11 protein-coding genes and 1 tRNA gene are annotated in these 15078 nt (G+C 71.1%); 10 read left to right on the top strand and 2 right to left on the bottom strand.

Annotation, left to right across the window (positions count from 1 at the left end):
• Nucleotides 1–515 precede the first annotated feature (515 nt).
• The 5 genes from ACZ3I3_RS39070 to ACZ3I3_RS39050 all read left to right on the top strand — a co-directional run bounded on the left by ACZ3I3_RS39070 (nt 516) and on the right by ACZ3I3_RS39050 (nt 7159).
• Entirely contained in the window at nt 516–1805 is a 1290-nt protein-coding gene (locus ACZ3I3_RS39070; RefSeq protein ID WP_467372532.1) for an ABC transporter substrate-binding protein, read from the top strand.
• Complete coding sequence (locus tag ACZ3I3_RS39065) at nt 1805–2806, top strand: carbohydrate ABC transporter permease (RefSeq protein WP_467372531.1); 1002 nt, start codon at nt 1805–1807, stop codon at nt 2804–2806. The genes ACZ3I3_RS39070 and ACZ3I3_RS39065 overlap by 1 nt, the downstream gene beginning before the upstream one ends.
• On the top strand, nt 2803–3696 hold the full coding sequence (locus tag ACZ3I3_RS39060; RefSeq protein ID WP_467372530.1) for a carbohydrate ABC transporter permease: 894 nt from the start codon (nt 2803–2805) through the stop codon (nt 3694–3696). Before ACZ3I3_RS39065 ends, ACZ3I3_RS39060 begins: the two co-directional genes overlap by 4 nt.
• A gap of 7 nt (nt 3697–3703) precedes the next feature.
• Nucleotides 3704–4294: a hypothetical protein gene (locus tag ACZ3I3_RS39055; RefSeq protein WP_467372529.1), complete on the top strand. Its 591-nt coding sequence runs from the start codon at nt 3704–3706 to the stop codon at nt 4292–4294.
• A gap of 129 nt (nt 4295–4423) precedes the next feature.
• Nucleotides 4424–7159 carry an exo-rhamnogalacturonan lyase family protein gene (locus ACZ3I3_RS39050; protein ID WP_467372528.1) on the top strand — a complete coding sequence of 912 codons (2736 nt, stop codon included), beginning with the start codon at nt 4424–4426 and terminating at the stop codon, nt 7157–7159.
• A gap of 7 nt (nt 7160–7166) precedes the next feature.
• On the opposite strand, the gene ACZ3I3_RS39045 is transcribed toward ACZ3I3_RS39050, so the two are convergent.
• Nucleotides 7167–9569, bottom strand: a complete 2403-nt coding sequence (locus ACZ3I3_RS39045) for an SCO7613 C-terminal domain-containing membrane protein (RefSeq protein ID WP_467372527.1) — start codon at nt 9567–9569, stop codon at nt 7167–7169.
• A 98-nt stretch (nt 9570–9667) separates the two neighbouring features.
• Here ACZ3I3_RS39045 and ACZ3I3_RS39040 point away from each other — a divergent pair, with 98 nt between their 5' ends.
• Both ACZ3I3_RS39040 and ACZ3I3_RS39035 read left to right on the top strand, forming a co-directional pair.
• Nucleotides 9668–10114 carry an SRPBCC family protein gene (locus tag ACZ3I3_RS39040; RefSeq protein WP_467372526.1) on the top strand — a complete coding sequence of 149 codons (447 nt, stop codon included), beginning with the start codon at nt 9668–9670 and terminating at the stop codon, nt 10112–10114.
• A gap of 39 nt (nt 10115–10153) precedes the next feature.
• Nucleotides 10154–10225, top strand: a tRNA-Val gene (locus tag ACZ3I3_RS39035).
• A 70-nt stretch (nt 10226–10295) separates the two neighbouring features.
• Here ACZ3I3_RS39035 and ACZ3I3_RS39030 read toward each other — a convergent pair.
• Entirely contained in the window at nt 10296–11024 is a 729-nt protein-coding gene (locus ACZ3I3_RS39030; protein ID WP_467372534.1) for an exonuclease domain-containing protein, read from the bottom strand.
• Nucleotides 11025–11193: 169 nt separating this feature from the next.
• Here ACZ3I3_RS39030 and ACZ3I3_RS39025 point away from each other — a divergent pair, with 169 nt between their 5' ends.
• The 3 genes from ACZ3I3_RS39025 to thrS all read left to right on the top strand — a co-directional run bounded on the left by ACZ3I3_RS39025 (nt 11194) and on the right by thrS (nt 15062).
• Nucleotides 11194–11760, top strand: a complete 567-nt coding sequence (locus tag ACZ3I3_RS39025; RefSeq protein WP_086561752.1) for a DUF4365 domain-containing protein — start codon at nt 11194–11196, stop codon at nt 11758–11760.
• Nucleotides 11757–12992 (top strand): hypothetical protein, encoded by a 1236-nt coding sequence (locus ACZ3I3_RS39020; protein ID WP_467372525.1) that lies wholly within the window; start codon nt 11757–11759, stop codon nt 12990–12992. Before ACZ3I3_RS39025 ends, ACZ3I3_RS39020 begins: the two co-directional genes overlap by 4 nt.
• 93 nt (nt 12993–13085) lie before the next feature.
• Nucleotides 13086–15062, top strand: coding sequence for a threonine--tRNA ligase (gene thrS, locus ACZ3I3_RS39015; RefSeq protein WP_467372524.1), 1977 nt, complete (start codon nt 13086–13088; stop codon nt 15060–15062).
• Nucleotides 15063–15078 lie beyond the last annotated feature (16 nt).

Here is a 15078-nt window from a genome sequence, read left to right as displayed (position 1 = left end):
GCTGGTGGTTGGGGGCGTGTGTGGTCCTTCGGCCCCGTCATCGCGGCGTCCTGGCGGGGGGGGGGGGGGGGGGGCGCGCCCGCCGCGGGGGCGGGGGGGGGCCCCCCGCCGCCGTTCGACGTCCGGGCCGCCTCGCGCGGGTGCCGCCCGCCCCGGGCCGTCGAGCGTCCTGTCGGCCCCCTCGAGCGTCCGGCCGGCGTCCTCCTCAAGGACGGAAACCGGTCACCTTCCGTCCGGTCCCGCGCCACCCGCCCCGGCGTCGCCTTTCGGTCGGTCCTGAAAACCGTGCGGACGCCCCCGCCCCGTTCGGCCCGCCGACCGCACCGGCCCCACCAGTGACGTCACCCCGGCGGGCCAGGCGCCTCGCCGTCCCGCCCCGACTCGCCGTCGGCCCGCTCGGTAAGAAAATCTTGTCCGAATCATTGACGCACCCTCAGCCCCTCCGTAACTTGTGCCAGCAAGCGCTTACTTGAAACGATTCATGCGAGCGGGACGATGTGCGGGGAGGGCCAACCGTGGTGAACGGCAGGAATGTTGAGAGACGTACGATTCTGAAGGCGGCCGGGGCCACGGCGGCCACGCTGGGGCTGGCCGCGACCACCGCCTGCGGTGGCGACGGAGGGACCTCCGCGGACGGGACGGTGACGATCCGTTACGCGTGGTGGGGTGCGGAGGACCGCGCCGAGCGCATCAACAAGACCATCGCGCTCTTCGAGAAGAAGTACCCGAAGATCAAGGTGAAAACGGACTTCCAGCCTTATCTCGACTTCTGGAAGAAGTTCAACACCCAGGCCTCCGGCGGAAATCCGCCGGACGTCTTCCAGAATGCCATCGGGTTCCTGCGCAAATACGACGCGAAGAACGTGCTGCTCGATCTCAGCGAGCAGGTCAAGGCCGGCAACCTCCGGATGGAGGGATTCCGCGCCGGACTGGAGAAGTTCGGCGAGATCGACGGCAAGCTCCTCGGAGTTCCGGTCGGTTCCAACTCGATGGCCCTGGTCATCGACAAGCCCGTCTTCACCCGGGCCGGTGTGAAGCCGGAGCAGGGCTGGACCTGGGACGACTTCGACGCGGCGATGAAGAAGATCCGCGACAAGACGGGCCGCGCCGGCGACAGCGGCATGTACGGCGTCATGTACCTCTACGACCCCTATCTGCGCCAGCAGGGCAAGGCGTTCTTCACCGAGGACGGACTCGGCTTCACCGAGGCCGATCTGACGGAGTGGTGGACGAAGGCCAAGAAGGGCGTCGAGCAGGGCGTCTACTCCGACCCCAAGAAGGTCGCGCAGATCAAGCCCAAGTCGGCGGTCGCGGCGGAGATCGCCGGCAGCGAGTTCACCTGGGACAACTTCACCGTCCGCTACACCTCCGAGGGCAAGAGCGAGTACGGCCTGGCGCCCATCCCGACGACGGACGGCAAGAAGACCGGCCAGTACCTCGGCTCCCTCATGCTGAGCGCCTCCAAGCGCACCCAGCACCCCAAGGAGGTCGCCCAGTTCATCGACTTCATGGTGCACGACCCCGAGGTCGCCAAGATCATGGGCTACGACCGGGGTGTGCCCGCGACGCAGGCCCAGTTCGACGCGTACAAGCCGACCGACCCGGTCAACAAGGCCATCGCCGAGTACGAGCAGTCCCTCGTCGAGGCGGGCGTCCTGGAGCCCATCACCCCGCACCCGGAGGGCGCCGACATCTGCGAGGCCGCGTTCCTGCGCATCTCCGAGGAGATGGCCCTGGGCAAGCGGTCGGTGGACGACGCCGTCAAGCAGTTCTTCACCGAGTCGAAGACGGCTCTCGGCAGCTGATGGGAACCACCGTGACACACGCCCCTGCGATGGAGGACCTGTCCCAGGACTCCGAGCCGCGGCACGGTCCGGTGAAGCCCGTGCGCCCCGCCGCCCTCAAGCGGCGGCGGCGCCGGGAGAACCTGGCCGGCTATCTCTTCATGTCTCCCTGGATCGCCGGGTTCCTGCTGCTCACCGCGGGCCCGATGGTCGCCTCGCTCTACTTCGCGTTCACCGACTACAACCTGTTCGACGCCCCCAAGTGGATCGGCCTCGACAACTTCTCCGAGATGTTCGGCGATCCCCGCTGGCGCCACTCGGTGCAGGTGACGCTCTGGTACGTCGTCGTCGGAACGCCGCTCAAGCTGCTCGCGGCCCTCGGTGTGGCCCTGCTCCTCGCGCAGAAGCGGCGCGGACAGGCCTTCTACCGGGCCGCCTTCTACGCGCCGTCGCTGATCGGCGCGAGCGTCTCCGTGGCGATCGTGTGGAAGGCGATCTTCTCGGACGACGCGATCGTGGACCGTACGCAGAAGATCTTCGGGATCGACGTCGGCGGCTGGACCGGCGACCCCGACATGATCATCTACAGCCTGGTGGCGCTCACCGTCTGGCAGTTCGGCGCCCCCATGGTCATCTTCCTGGCCGGCCTCAAGCAGGTGCCGCGCGAGCTGTACGAGGCGGCCGAGGTCGACGGGGCGGGCAAGCTGCGGCGGTTCTGGAACATCACGCTGCCGATGATCTCCCCGGTGCTCTTCTTCAACGTCCTGCTGGAGACGATCCACTCCTTCCAGATCTTCAGCTCGGCGTACATCGTCGGCGGCGGCGCCGGAGGCAACGCCTGCGGCCCGGCCGACGGCTCGATGGTCTACACCTGCTACCTCTACGTCCAGGGCTTCGAGAACAGCCGGATGGGTCTGGCCTCCGCCATGGCCTGGATGCTGCTGGTCGCGGTCGCCCTGGTGACGGCGGTGCTGTTCTGGTCCCAGAAGCGCTGGGTGCACTACGAGGAGGGCGCCCGATGAGCGCGCAGGCCACCGACATCACTCCGGCCCCCTCGACGCGAGCGGGCGGACTGCGGCACAAACTGCCCGGATCCCTCGCCTGGCACATCGGCTCCCTGCTGGTCCTGGCGGTGATCCTCTACCCGGTGATCTGGGTCATCGGCGGCTCCTTCAAGAAGAGCGAGGACATCGTCGGCAGCCTGGACCTCTTCCCGGGCGACCCGATCATCTCCAACTACACCAGCCTCGCCGACGGCATCGCCGACATCTCGATCTCCACCTTCTTCTACAACTCGCTCTTCCTCGGCGTCGGTTCGGTGATCGGGATCCTGGCGTCCTGCTCGCTGACGGCCTACGCCTTCGCGAGGATCAGGTTCGCGGGCCGCAATCTGCTGTTCACGCTGATGATCGGCACCCTCCTGCTGCCGTACCACGTGCTGCTGATCCCGCAGTACGTGCTGTTCCGCAACATGGAGATGATCAACACCTACACACCGCTGCTGCTCGGCAAGTACCTGGCAACCGAGGCGTTCTTCGTCTTCCTGATGGTGCAGTTCATGCGCAACATGCCCAAGGAGCTCGACGAGGCGGCCCGGCTGGACGGCTGCGGGCACTTCCGCATCTACTGGTCGATCATGCTGCCGCTGTGCCGGCCGGCCCTGATCACCAGCGCGATCTTCACGTTCATCAACTCCTGGAACGACTTCATGGGCCCGCTGATCTACCTCAACGAGCCCGACAAGTACACGGTCTCGCTCGGCCTGAAGATGTTCGTGGACCAAGACGCCGTGGCCAACTACGGCGGCATGATCGCCATGTCGCTGGTCGCGCTGCTGCCGGTGCTCGCCTTCTTCCTGGCCTTCCAGCGCTATCTGATCGACGGCATGGCCACGTCCGGTCTGAAGGGCTGAGGTGAGCATGGCCGGGACCCGGGTGAAAGCACGGGGCGAGTCGCTGCTCGCCGAGCGGTTCGCGGTGTTCGCCGAGTGCCTGCTGACCGGTGTGTGGATCGCGGTGGCCTCGCTCGGGGTCGTCACGTATCCCGCCGCCTTCGCCGCGGGTGCGCGGCACCTGCGGCGCCGTACCGCCCACGAGGGCGGTGGCCGACGGGAGTTCGTCGCGGACTTCCGCGCCGCCGTGCGCGGCGGGTGGCTCGCGGGGCTCGCCGGGTGGGCGGCCCTGGCCGCGGTCTGGGTGGACGTCCAGGCGGTCCGTGCGGGCATTCCCGGCGGGCAACTGGTCGGGGCCATCGGTGTGGGCGCGCTGATCGGCCTGGTCGTGGCCGGGCTGCGGGCGGCGGCGGTCTGGGAGCCGGGGGCCCGCTGGCGGACGCTGCTGGCGGCGGCCTGGCGCCGGACGGTGCTCGACCCGGCCGGGTCCTTCCTGATCATCGGCGGACTGGCCGTGGTGGTCGTGTCCGCCTGGTTCTCCGCGCCGCTGGCGGTCCCCGTCCTCGGGGCCGTCGCGGCGGCGGCCGTGGCCGTGGAGGAGCGGTACCGGCGCCGCTGAGCGGCGGTTCCTCCCCTGCCGGGCCGGCGCCCCGGGCGCCGCGCCTCTCTCTGTCATGCCCCTGATCAGCGCACGGATTGCTTCCCGCACGAATCGCTTCCCGCATGGACGAGGAAAGGCAGCAACGCCATGTCTCCCATCCCCCGCAGGTCCCTTCTGAAGGCGGCCGCCGTCGCCGGAGCCGCCGCCCAGTTCAGCTGGGCACTGGGGACGCAGAACGCGCAGGCCGTCCCCGGAGCCGAGCCCGCCGACGCCGACCCGGTGACCCTCGACTGGCTGGAGGACGGAGGCCTCGGTGCGGCCCCCGGCTCCACCGTCGGCGTCCCCTGGCCGAAGGGCGCCTACCAGAAGGACCAGACGTTCGCGCTGACGGACGCGGACGGCAAGGCCGTACCCGTGCAGTCCTGGCCGATCGCCTACTGGCCCGACGGCTCCCTCAAGTGGACCGCCCACGCGGTCGGTTCGGGCGACGGCAAGCTCACCCTCACCACCGGGACGCCCGCCGCACCGGAGAAGAAGGTCACCGTCGACAAGAGCGGCGGCACCATCGACGTCTCCACCGGCGTCATCACCGCCAGGATCGGCAAGTCCGGCTCCACGATCGTCAAGTCGGTCAGGCGGGGCTCGACGGAGATCGCGAAGAACGGCCGGCTCGTGCTGATCCGCCAGCCCGAGATCGAGGACGAGGACCAGGGCGCGGTCAGGACCGAGCGCTTCGACGGCGCCGTCGACAAGGTCACCGTCGAGCAGGAGGGCCCGGTCCGCGCGGTCGTCCGCATCGACGGCAAGCACCGCAAGGGCAGCCGCGGCTGGCTGCCCTTCTCCATCAGGCTCTACTTCTACGCGGGCGCCGACTCCTTCCGCATGGTGCACACCATCACCTACGACGGGAAGCAGGAGCCCGGCAAGGCGAGCGGCGACTTCGTCCGCGGCCTCGGCGTCCGCTTCAGCGTGCCGATGCGCGACGAGTCCTACGACCGTCACATCCGCATCGGCGGCGAGGGCACCGGTCTGCTGCGCGAGGCCGTCAAGGGCATCACCGGCCTGCGCCGCGACCCGGGCGCGGCCGTGCAGGCGGCGCAGTACGAGGGCAAGAAGCTGCCCGACCCGGCCACCTGGGACCAGCGGGTCACAACGCGGCTCCAGTACATCCCCGAGTGGGGCGACTACACCCTCTCCCAGCTGTCCGCCGACGGCTTCACCGTGCGCAAGCGCACCAAGAAGGGCCACGGCTGGGTCGCGGCGGGCGGCGGCCGGCGCGCCTCCGGCTTCGGGTACGTCGGCGGGGTGAGCGGCGGATTCTCCTTCGGCCTGCGCGACTTCTGGGAGAAGTTCCCCGCCCAGCTCGACATCCGGGACGCCCACACCGACGAGGCCGAGGTCACCCTCTGGCTCTGGTCGCCCGAGGCCCAGCCCATGGACATGCGCTTCTACCACGACGGCATGGGCCAGGACACCTTCCCCGAGCAGATCGAGGGCCTCAACATCACCTACGAGGACTACGAGCCCGAGTTCGGCACCCCGTACGGCATCGCCCGCACCTCCGAACTGCTCTTCTGGGCCAACGAGTCCACCCCGAGCGCCGAGAAGCTCGCCGAGCAGGTCGAGGCCGTCCGGGTCCTGCCGCAGCTCGCCGCCCCGCCCAAGCAGCTGATCAAGGCGGGCGTCTTCGGCAAGGGCCTGTACGCCGAACCCGACCGATCCACCCCCGCCAAGGCCAAGATCGAGGACCACCTCGACTTCCTCTTCACCTACTACAAGGACCAGGTGGAGATGCGCCGGTGGTACGGCTTCTGGGACTACGGCGACATCATGCACACCTACGACACCGTCCGGCACCAGTGGCGCTACGACGTCGGCGGCTACGCCTGGGACAACTCCGAGCTGTCGCCGGACCTGTGGCTCTGGTACGCGTACCTGAGAAGCGGCCGCTCGGACATCTTCCGCTTCGCCGAGGCCATGACCCGGCACACCGGCGAGGTCGACGTCTACCACCTCGGCAAGTGGGCCGGCCTCGGTACCCGGCACGGCGTGCAGCACTTCGCCGACAGCGCCAAGCAGCAGCGCATCGCCAACACCACGTACCGGCGCTACTACTACTTCCTCACGGCGGACGAACGCGTCGGCGACCTCATGCACGCCAACGTCGACTCCGACGAGACGTTCCTCGCCCTCGACCCGCTCCGCAAGATCCGCACCGAGCCGTACACGCCCGACCGGCACGCCCTGTCGATCGGCTTCGGCACCGACTGGAGCGGCCTGGTCTCGGCGTGGCTGACGGAGTGGGAGCGCAAGGGCCCCAAGTGGGAGAAGGCCAAGGCGCGCGTGCTGTCCACGATGGAGACGATCGCCGCCCAGCCCAACGGTTTCGTGCAGGGCAGCGGCCTGTACGACCTGGACACCGGCAGGTTCGCCGTCGCCGACAAGCCCAAGGTGGAGGTCTCGCACCTGTCGGCCGTCTTCGGCCTCAACGAGCTGTGCGCCGAGCTCATCGACCTCGTCGACGTGCCGAAGTTCAAGGAGGCGTACCTCGACTACTGCCGCTACTTCAACGCCACCAAGGCCGAGCAGGCGGCCCGCTACGGCAGCAACTTCGGCTCCCTGATCCTCTTCCAGGGCCACTCGCGCCTCGACGCCTACGCCGCCGTCCAGTCCGGCGACGAGAAGCTCGCCAAGCGCGCGTGGGACAAGTTCTACAACTCCGACGGCTACAAGGAGTCGGCCCCCTGGAAGACCGAGAAGCTCAGCGGCCCGCTCACGCTGGTGCCGGGCAGCGAGGCGCCCTGGGTGTCCACGAACGACACCTCGCTGTACGGCCTCGCCGCGATCGAGAACCTGGCGCTGCTGGGGGACAGGATGCCGTAACCGGCGGTCAGTTCATCCGCCCCAGCACGTCCCGCACCCGCCGGACGTCCCGGATCCGCTGCTCGTACGTCGCCCCGAGTGCGAGCAGCAGGAGTCCGGCGAGGGCGGGAGGCGCCCAGCGGGGCAGTGCGCCGGTCACCTGCACGACGTACGGGGCGAGTTCGTGCAGCGTGACCAGGGCGAGCACCGAGCCGCCCAGCACCAGCGGCGCCTGGAGGTGGTGCCGGGCACCCAGCAGGGTGACCAGCAGGGCCGCCGCGCCCAGCAGCAACGGCCGCGTCCACTGCGGGTCGCCCCAGGCCGCGACGAGGCTCGGCAGGAGCGTGGCGGCGAGTCCGGGGCCGTAGGCCGTCCAGGAGGACGCCTGCGGGTCGCGGCGCCTGCGCAGGGCGCCGACGAGCAGCGCCGGAACGGTCACCGGGAGCGTGTACGCCTCGGGTGCGCCGACCTCCCACGCGGCCAGGCGTACCCAGGCGGCCAGCACGAACAGGGCGGTGGCCGCGTAGCCGGCGGGACGGCGGTCCGGACGCAGTGCCGTACCCGCGGTGATGACGCCGCACAACGCCAGCACGAGGGCGAGCAGCGGCGGATCGGCGACCGCGAGGCCCACGGCCAGCAGCCCGGCGGCGGCCCCCACCGCCTCGACCGGCACCGTCGCCCGCCACGCGGCCAGACGCGGCGCGAGCAGGGCGGCGGCCACCGGAACGGCCAGGACCAGCAGGGCGGTCCGGGCCGGCGGCCAGTCCACCGCGGCACCCGTCGCCGAGGCGAGGGCGGCGGCGTACACCAGGGCGGCCGGAGTCGTGAAGGGGGCGACGTCAGACCGCCACGAGGCCGCAGCGAGCAGCGCCGTCAGCAGGGACAGCACCACGAGTGTCGCGGTCTGGGAGGCGAGGGAGACCAGCGTGAGATCGACGGCCGTGACCAGGGCCAGGACGAGGGCGGTGACCCGCGCACCGGACGCCGTGGTCCGTCCCAGGTACAGCGCGGCCGCCGTCATGACTCCCAGGACCGGCAGCCCCGCGAGGTAGGGAACCGCGAGGATCGCCGGAAGCAGCAGCGCCGCGGTCCACAGCAGACCCAGCGCACCGAGCCGGGCACGCGGGCGCCACCGCTCCGCACGGACCACCGAGGCGAGTACGGCAGCGACCGCCAGCAGGACGACGGGAGCCGCCACCGCGTCCGACGGCCACGGCGCCTCGACGGCGATCGCCGCACGGGCGTCCGACGGCGCACCGCTCCACACCCGGCCCAGCCAGCCGGTCGGCCCCATCACCACCAGCGCGACGACGGGCAGCGCCCACAGCAGAGCCAGCGCCTGTACGACGGCGGAGGCCCAGGCGAGACCGTGCCGCACCGCGTCCGGCAGCAGCCGCCCGGCCCGAAGCCCCGCCAACAGGGCGATGCCCAAGGCCAGATGAACCAGCACCACCCACTGGCCCGGCACCGCGAAGCGAGCCACTCCGCCGAGCGCACCCACGGTGAGCAGCCCCGAGGCCGCCGCGAGACCGAGGGCGTGCCGTACGCCCGAACCCGAGACCCGCCAGGCGGCACCCAGCGCGATCGCCGCCGCGAGCAGGAGCAGCCCCCCGGCCCGGGCGGCAGCGCCCGGGCCGCCGGCCGTCACGGACAGCCAGCCGGCTACCAGGACGCCGCAGCCGCCCGTGCCGTACGCACCGACGACCGCGCAGATCCGTACGGAAACAGAGGTCACCCGCAGCGCCGCCACCGTGTCGAGACCGGCCGTCACCAGTAGCGCGGCGCTGATCGCGTACGGGTCGGCGCCGGCGGACAGGGCCCACAGCAACAGCGGGAACTGAGCCGCCGCCAGGGCGCAGGGCAGGGGCAGCCGCAGCGCGGCCGTGGTCGGCAGCAGACCGTACGCCGACCAGAGCCCCGCCAGCACCGCAGTCGCGGCGGCCGCGTACCCCGTCCCGTCGGTCCCGGCGAGAGCGGCCTCGTGCAGGGCGTAGGCGTCCAGGACGGTCAGCGCGAGGCCCAGCCCCGCCACGGACTCGGCCGTCGAGCGCAGCCCCCGCTTCAGCAGGAGCGCCGGCCCGGCGAGCGCGGCCAGCGTGACCGCGCCGAGCACCAGCGCCCGCCCGGTGATGCCCATCTGACCCCAGCTGACCAGGGTGAACACCGCCGCCGCGAGTGTGAGCAGCACACCGCCGAGCACCAGCAGCACGTTCTGCACGCTGGGCGCGGCGGCTTCCGGGCGGGACCACGCGACGGGTGGCGGCTGCGTCCGCGCCTGGGCCCAGGCCTGCTGCGGTTGTTGCCGTGCCTGGTGCAGGGTCGCGACCAGCCAGGCGCGACGGGTCAGCAACTGGGCCCGGCGGGCGTCCAGTTGCCGGAGTTCGGCGTCGAGGAGCCGCAGTTCCTCGGCCGGGGGCGGAAGGTGGTTCATGACCGGCAGTGTGGTCCGCGTCACCGCGGCACGGCATGAGTGCGGGTACTCACGCGCGTACTCAGACAGCCCGCCCCGTACGTGGGCAGACTGCGGTCATGGACTGGAACCACTACCGTTTCCGCACTCTGTGGACCCTGCCCGCACCGCCCGCTCCCGTGTACGAGGCACTGGAGCGCGCCGAGGACTACCCCCGGTGGTGGCGCCAGGTCCGGGAGGTGACCCGGCTCGACGACACCACGGGGGTGGTCCGGATCCGCTCCGCCCTGCCGTACGACATGACCTTCACGGCGCGGGAGGTGCGACGCGACCCCGCGTCCGGCGTGCTGGAGATCGCCCTGTCAGGCGACATGGAGGGCTGGGCGCGCTGGACGGTCACCCCGGACGGGGCGGGGACTCTCGTGCGGTACGACCAGGTCGTCGACGTCCGCAAGCCGCTGCTGCGGCGCCTCGCCGTGCCGTGCCGCCCTGCCTTCCGGGCCAATCACCGGCTGATGATGCGCACGGGAGCGCGCGGACTGGCCAGGCACCTCCAAGCGGTTTGAAGGAAGCGTGCCGGGACCTGTATTGTTCAGTGCGTTCCCGGGCGATTAGCTCAGTGGGAGAGCGCTTCGTTCACACCGAAGAGGTCACTGGTTCGAACCCAGTATCGCCCACCGGAAACAGCCGGTCCGTCGCAGACGGACCGGTTTTTTCATGCCCCGCGCAGGTGTCCTGCCCAGGTGCTCAGGCCGCCGCCGGCAGATCCGGACGCAGCGGCCAGGCCGGGTCGACCGATTCCTCCACGCCGCTGTGCGCGAACCACGCCTGGAGCCCCCGGGCCTGCGCCGCGTGCCACACCGCCTGCAGCGTGTGCAGCTCACCGGGGGCCAGGCGCTCCAGCCGTGACGCGAAACGCCGGCCCACCGCCCGGGTGACCTCCAGCGCCGCCACGGCGTCGGCCGCCGCGTCGTGCGCGCCCTCCAGGGCGACGCCGTAGTGCGCGCACAGATCGGTCAGGGTGCGGCGGCCCTTGCGGTAGCGGTCCAGGTGCTTGTCCAGGACCCTCGGGTCGAGCACGCACAGCGGCGCCGACTCGAACCAGCGGCTCAGGGCCGAGGCGCGATGACGGCGCAACTCCCGGTCGAACAACGTCAGATCGAACGGCGCGTTCATCACCACGACCGGGCGGCCGACCTGCGCCTGCTCGGCGAGCGCCTCAGCTATCTCGAACATCACCGGCGCCGGCCACCGGCCGTTGCGCTGAAGGTGTTCCTCCGTCAGCCCGTGCACCGCCGTCGCCTCGGCGGGCACCGGCACGCCCGGGTTCACCAGCCAGCGGCTGACCCGCGGTCGGATGCCCGGGGCGTCCTGGACGACGACGGCGGCCGACACGATGCGGTCGGTCTCGACGTCCACGCCCGTCGTCTCCGTGTCGAAGGCGGCCAGCGGCCCTTCATACCAGCACGTCGTCATAGCCACACAACCCCTCGTTCACCCTCGGCAGTTGACGCACCGTCCGCTGCCCGATCCGGTGATACCCGCCCTGTTTGCGCCGTACGCCGGAAGGAGAAAACAGGAGTAAGGGTCCGCGCAGTTCAGCGGCCCGCAGCGGGGACTCACTTGTTCTGGAAGGCTGTTGGCCATGGCCATAGCGCAGCCCGAACGGGGCGGGCTGCTGCCCGAGCGCACGGCCCCCTCACGCGGCACTCTCGCCACCACCGCCTGCATGGAGACACTCCAGGTCGGCTATCTGCACGCCGTCGCGGCGGCCGCCGGCTGCTCGCTCTCCCAGCCGTTCCCCGACAACGGCATCGACTGGCACGTCAGCCACAGCGCCCCCGGGCACACCGTCGACGACGAGGTGACCATCAAGGTGCAGCTCAAGGCCACGTACCAGGTGCCGCCCGACCCGCCGGGCCGCACCTTCGCCTTCACGCTCGACAACGACCACCTGGCGAAGCTCGCCCGCACACCCGTGTCGGTGCACAAGATCCTGGTGGTGATGCTGGTGCCGCGCTCCCAGGACGACTGGCTGCGCGCCGGCCACGACCGGCTCGACCTCAGGCACTGCTGCTACTGGACCAACCTCGCCGGCCAGCCGATCACCGGCCGCCGCCGCACCACCGTGCGGATACCGACTTCACGCATCTTCGACGACCGGGCGCTGTGCGAGATCATGACGCGGGTCGGGACGGGAGGGAAACCGTGACGCACCGCCCGACCGAGGAGCCACTCAGGCCCGTGCGGCCCCACCCCGTCGACAGCGCCTTCGGCGGCGCTCCGCCCGAGCCCGCGGACGTCGACCCGGCCGTGCTCGGCGCCCTGCTCCGCCGGCACGGCTGGCGGCGGCGCGGCGGCGCCCCGGGCCGCTACGGCCGCTGGACCCCGCCCGGCCCCGGCGGCAACGGCACCAGCCTCCTCGTACCCGAGAGCCGCGCCTTCCCCGACAGCGACGACCTGCTCGCCGAGGCCTTGCTCGCCCTGTCCCGCAGCGCCTCGCCCTCCGCCCGCGAGGTCCTCGTCTCCCTCGCCGTCCCCAGCGACGAGATCCGCTGGTGGCACGACGTGCCCGCCGGGCCCGCCGGAGCGGCGCCCTGGACCGTCGAGGACCGGCTGCGCACCGCCGCCCGCCGGATGCTGCTCGCGGCGGCGCTCGCCACCCGCGCCCGGGCCGGCTACCACGGCGCCCGGCACCGGCGCTCCGCCGAGACCTTGCTGGACCACGTCCTCGTCGGCTCCGCGACGCACGGCCGGCTCACCGCCTTCGTGCCCGTCGCGGGCGGCCGCCCTCTCACCGTCCGCCTCCACCAGGCCCTGTACGCCGCCCGTGAGGCCATCGACTACCAGCGCGCCACCGGCGGCATGGACGCCTTCGACGCCGCGGTCGAGGCAGGGGTGAGCCACGAACTCACCGAGGCCCTCATCGCCCTGGTCCGGGGCACGGAGGGCGCCCGGATCGCCGTCGAGTGGGCCCCGGCCGCCGGCGTGCCCGAGGGCTGCGCGCCCTCCGCCGAGCCCGTCGAGTTCTCACCCGGCGACCTGCCCGTGCTGCGCGAGGCGGGCGCCCGCTACCTGCGCGAGGAACCCGCCGTACCGGTGCGGATCACCGGAGCCGTGACACGGATGCGCAGGTCGGGGCCGCGCGGCGAGGGCACCGTACGGCTGCGGGTGCTGGCCGGGGCCGACGTACCGAACGTCCGCGTCACCCTCGACGAGGAGGGGTACCGCATCGCCGGGCACGCCCACCTGGTCGGGCTGCCGGTGCGGGTCCAGGGCCGGCTGGAGAGCCGGGGCGGCTTCCGGCGCCTGACCGGCGCCCACGGCGTCGTACCGGTGCAGGTCGACGACGCCGAGCGGGACCGCCTGATGAAGGCGCTGCAGGAGAACGCCGGGATGGCGGCCTTCTTCGAGGAGGCCTGCGGAGGGGACTGCGGGGACTGATTTCGCGGTCGGAGGCCCGGGGTCGGTACGATCCATACTCGTGCGCGCGCTCCGGTATGGCGCCGCGACCCCACCTTCAGTCAGGAGAGACCGGTGTCAGACGTCCGTGTGATCATCCAGCGCGATTCCGAGCGGGAAGAACGCGTGGTGACGACGGGCACTACGGCCGCCGAGCTCTTCGCCGGCGAGCGCTCGATCGTCGCCGCACGCGTCGGCGGCGAGCTCAGGGACCTGTCGTACGCCCTGTCCGAGGGCGACGAGGTCGAGGGCGTCGAGATCTCCTCCGAGGACGGCCTGAACATCCTGCGCCACTCCACCGCGCACGTCATGGCGCAGGCCGTGCAGGAGCTCTTCCCCGAGGCCAAGCTCGGCATCGGCCCGCCCGTCAAGGACGGCTTCTACTACGACTTCGACGTCGAGAAGCCGTTCACGCCCGAGGATCTCAAGGCCATCGAGAAGAAGATGCAGGAGATCCAGAAGCGGGGGCAGAAGTTCGCCCGCCGCGTGGTCACCGACGAGGCCGCCCGCGAGGAGCTGGCCGGTGAGCCCTACAAGCTGGAGCTGATCGGCCTCAAGGGCTCCGCCTCCAGCGACGACGGCGCGGACGTCGAGGTCGGCGCCGGCGAGCTGACGATCTACGACAACCTGGACGCCAAGACCGGCGAGCTGTGCTGGAAGGACCTCTGCCGCGGTCCCCACCTGCCGTCGACCCGCGCGATCCCGGCGTTCAAGCTGATGCGCAACGCGGCCGCCTACTGGCGCGGCAGCGAGAAGAACCCCATGCTCCAGCGCATCTACGGCACCGCCTGGCCGACCAAGGACGAGCTGAAGGCGCACCTGGAGTTCCTCGCCGAGGCCGAGAAGCGCGACCACCGCAAGCTCGGCAGCGAGCTCGACCTGTTCTCCGTCCCGGAGCAGATCGGCTCCGGCCTCGCCGTCTTCCACCCCAAGGGCGGCATCATCCGCCGGGTCATGGAGGACTACTCGCGCAAGCGGCACGAGGAGGCGGGCTACGAGTTCGTCTACACCCCGCACGCGACGAAGGGGAAGCTCTTCGAGACCTCGGGCCACCTGGACTGGTACGCCGACGGCATGTACCCGCCCATGCAGCTCGACGAGGGCGTGGACTACTACCTCAAGCCCATGAACTGCCCGATGCACAACCTGATCTTCGACGCGCGCGGGCGTTCCTACCGTGAACTGCCCCTGCGCATGTTCGAGTTCGGGACGGTGTACCGGTACGAGAAGTCGGGCGTCGTGCACGGCCTGACCCGGGCCCGCGGCTTCACCCAGGACGACGCGCACATCTACTGCACGCGCGAGCAGATGTCGGAGGAGCTCGACAAGCTGCTCACCTTCGTGCTGGAGCTGCTGCGCGACTACGGCCTGACCGACTTCTACCTGGAGCTGTCCACCAAGGACCCGGAGAAGTTCGTCGGCTCGGACGAGGCCTGGGAAGAGGCCACGGAGACCCTGCGCCAGGTGGCGGAGAAGCAGGGGCTGCCCCTCGTGCCCGACCCGGGCGGCGCCGCCTTCTACGGCCCGAAGATCTCCGTGCAGACCAAGGACGCCATCGGCCGCACCTGGCAGATGTCGACCATCCAGCTCGACTTCAACTTGCCCGAGCGCTTCGACCTGGAGTACACGGCCGCGGACGGCTCCAAGACCCGCCCGGTCATGATCCACCGCGCGCTGTTCGGCTCGATCGAGCGCTTCTTCGCGGTGCTCCTGGAGCACTACGCGGGCGCCTTCCCGGCGTGGCTGGCCCCGGTCCAGGCGGTCGGCATCCCGATCGGCGACGCGCACGTCGAGTACCTGGAGAAGTTCGCGGCGGCGGCCAGGAAGCAGGGCCTGCGCGTCGAGGTCGACTCCTCCTCGGACCGGATGCAGAAGAAGATCCGCAACGCCCAGAAGCAGAAGGTGCCCTTCATGGTCATCGCGGGCGACGAGGACATGTCCCACGGGTCCGTGTCCTTCCGCTACCGCGACGGCTCCCAGGAGAACGGCATCCCGTTCGACGAGGCCATCGCGAAGATCCTCAAGGTCGTCGAGGAGCGCGCCCAGGTCTGACCGCAGGGCGCGACCA

The sequence above is a fragment of the Streptomyces sp. NPDC016851 genome, assembly GCF_055562795.1.
Note: the sequence above shows the minus strand (reverse complement) of the source record. Positions and strands in the feature narration are given on the sequence as shown.

What these genes read in the sequence shown, in the direction of transcription:
- ACZ3I3_RS39065 (WP_467372531.1), top strand. Translation starts at nt 1,805, where the DNA reads ATGGGAACCACCGTGACACACGCCCCTGCGATGGAGGACCTGTCCCAG.
- ACZ3I3_RS39030 (WP_467372534.1), bottom strand. Translation starts at nt 11,024, where the DNA reads ATGACGACGTGCTGGTATGAAGGGCCGCTGGCCGCCTTCGACACGGAG.
- ACZ3I3_RS39040 (WP_467372526.1), top strand. Translation starts at nt 9,668, where the DNA reads ATGGACTGGAACCACTACCGTTTCCGCACTCTGTGGACCCTGCCCGCA.
- ACZ3I3_RS39060 (WP_467372530.1), top strand. Translation starts at nt 2,803, where the DNA reads ATGAGCGCGCAGGCCACCGACATCACTCCGGCCCCCTCGACGCGAGCG.
- ACZ3I3_RS39045 (WP_467372527.1), bottom strand. Translation starts at nt 9,569, where the DNA reads ATGAACCACCTTCCGCCCCCGGCCGAGGAACTGCGGCTCCTCGACGCC.
- ACZ3I3_RS39025 (WP_086561752.1), top strand. Translation starts at nt 11,194, where the DNA reads ATGGCCATAGCGCAGCCCGAACGGGGCGGGCTGCTGCCCGAGCGCACG.
- ACZ3I3_RS39050 (WP_467372528.1), top strand. Translation starts at nt 4,424, where the DNA reads ATGTCTCCCATCCCCCGCAGGTCCCTTCTGAAGGCGGCCGCCGTCGCC.
- ACZ3I3_RS39055 (WP_467372529.1), top strand. Translation starts at nt 3,704, where the DNA reads ATGGCCGGGACCCGGGTGAAAGCACGGGGCGAGTCGCTGCTCGCCGAG.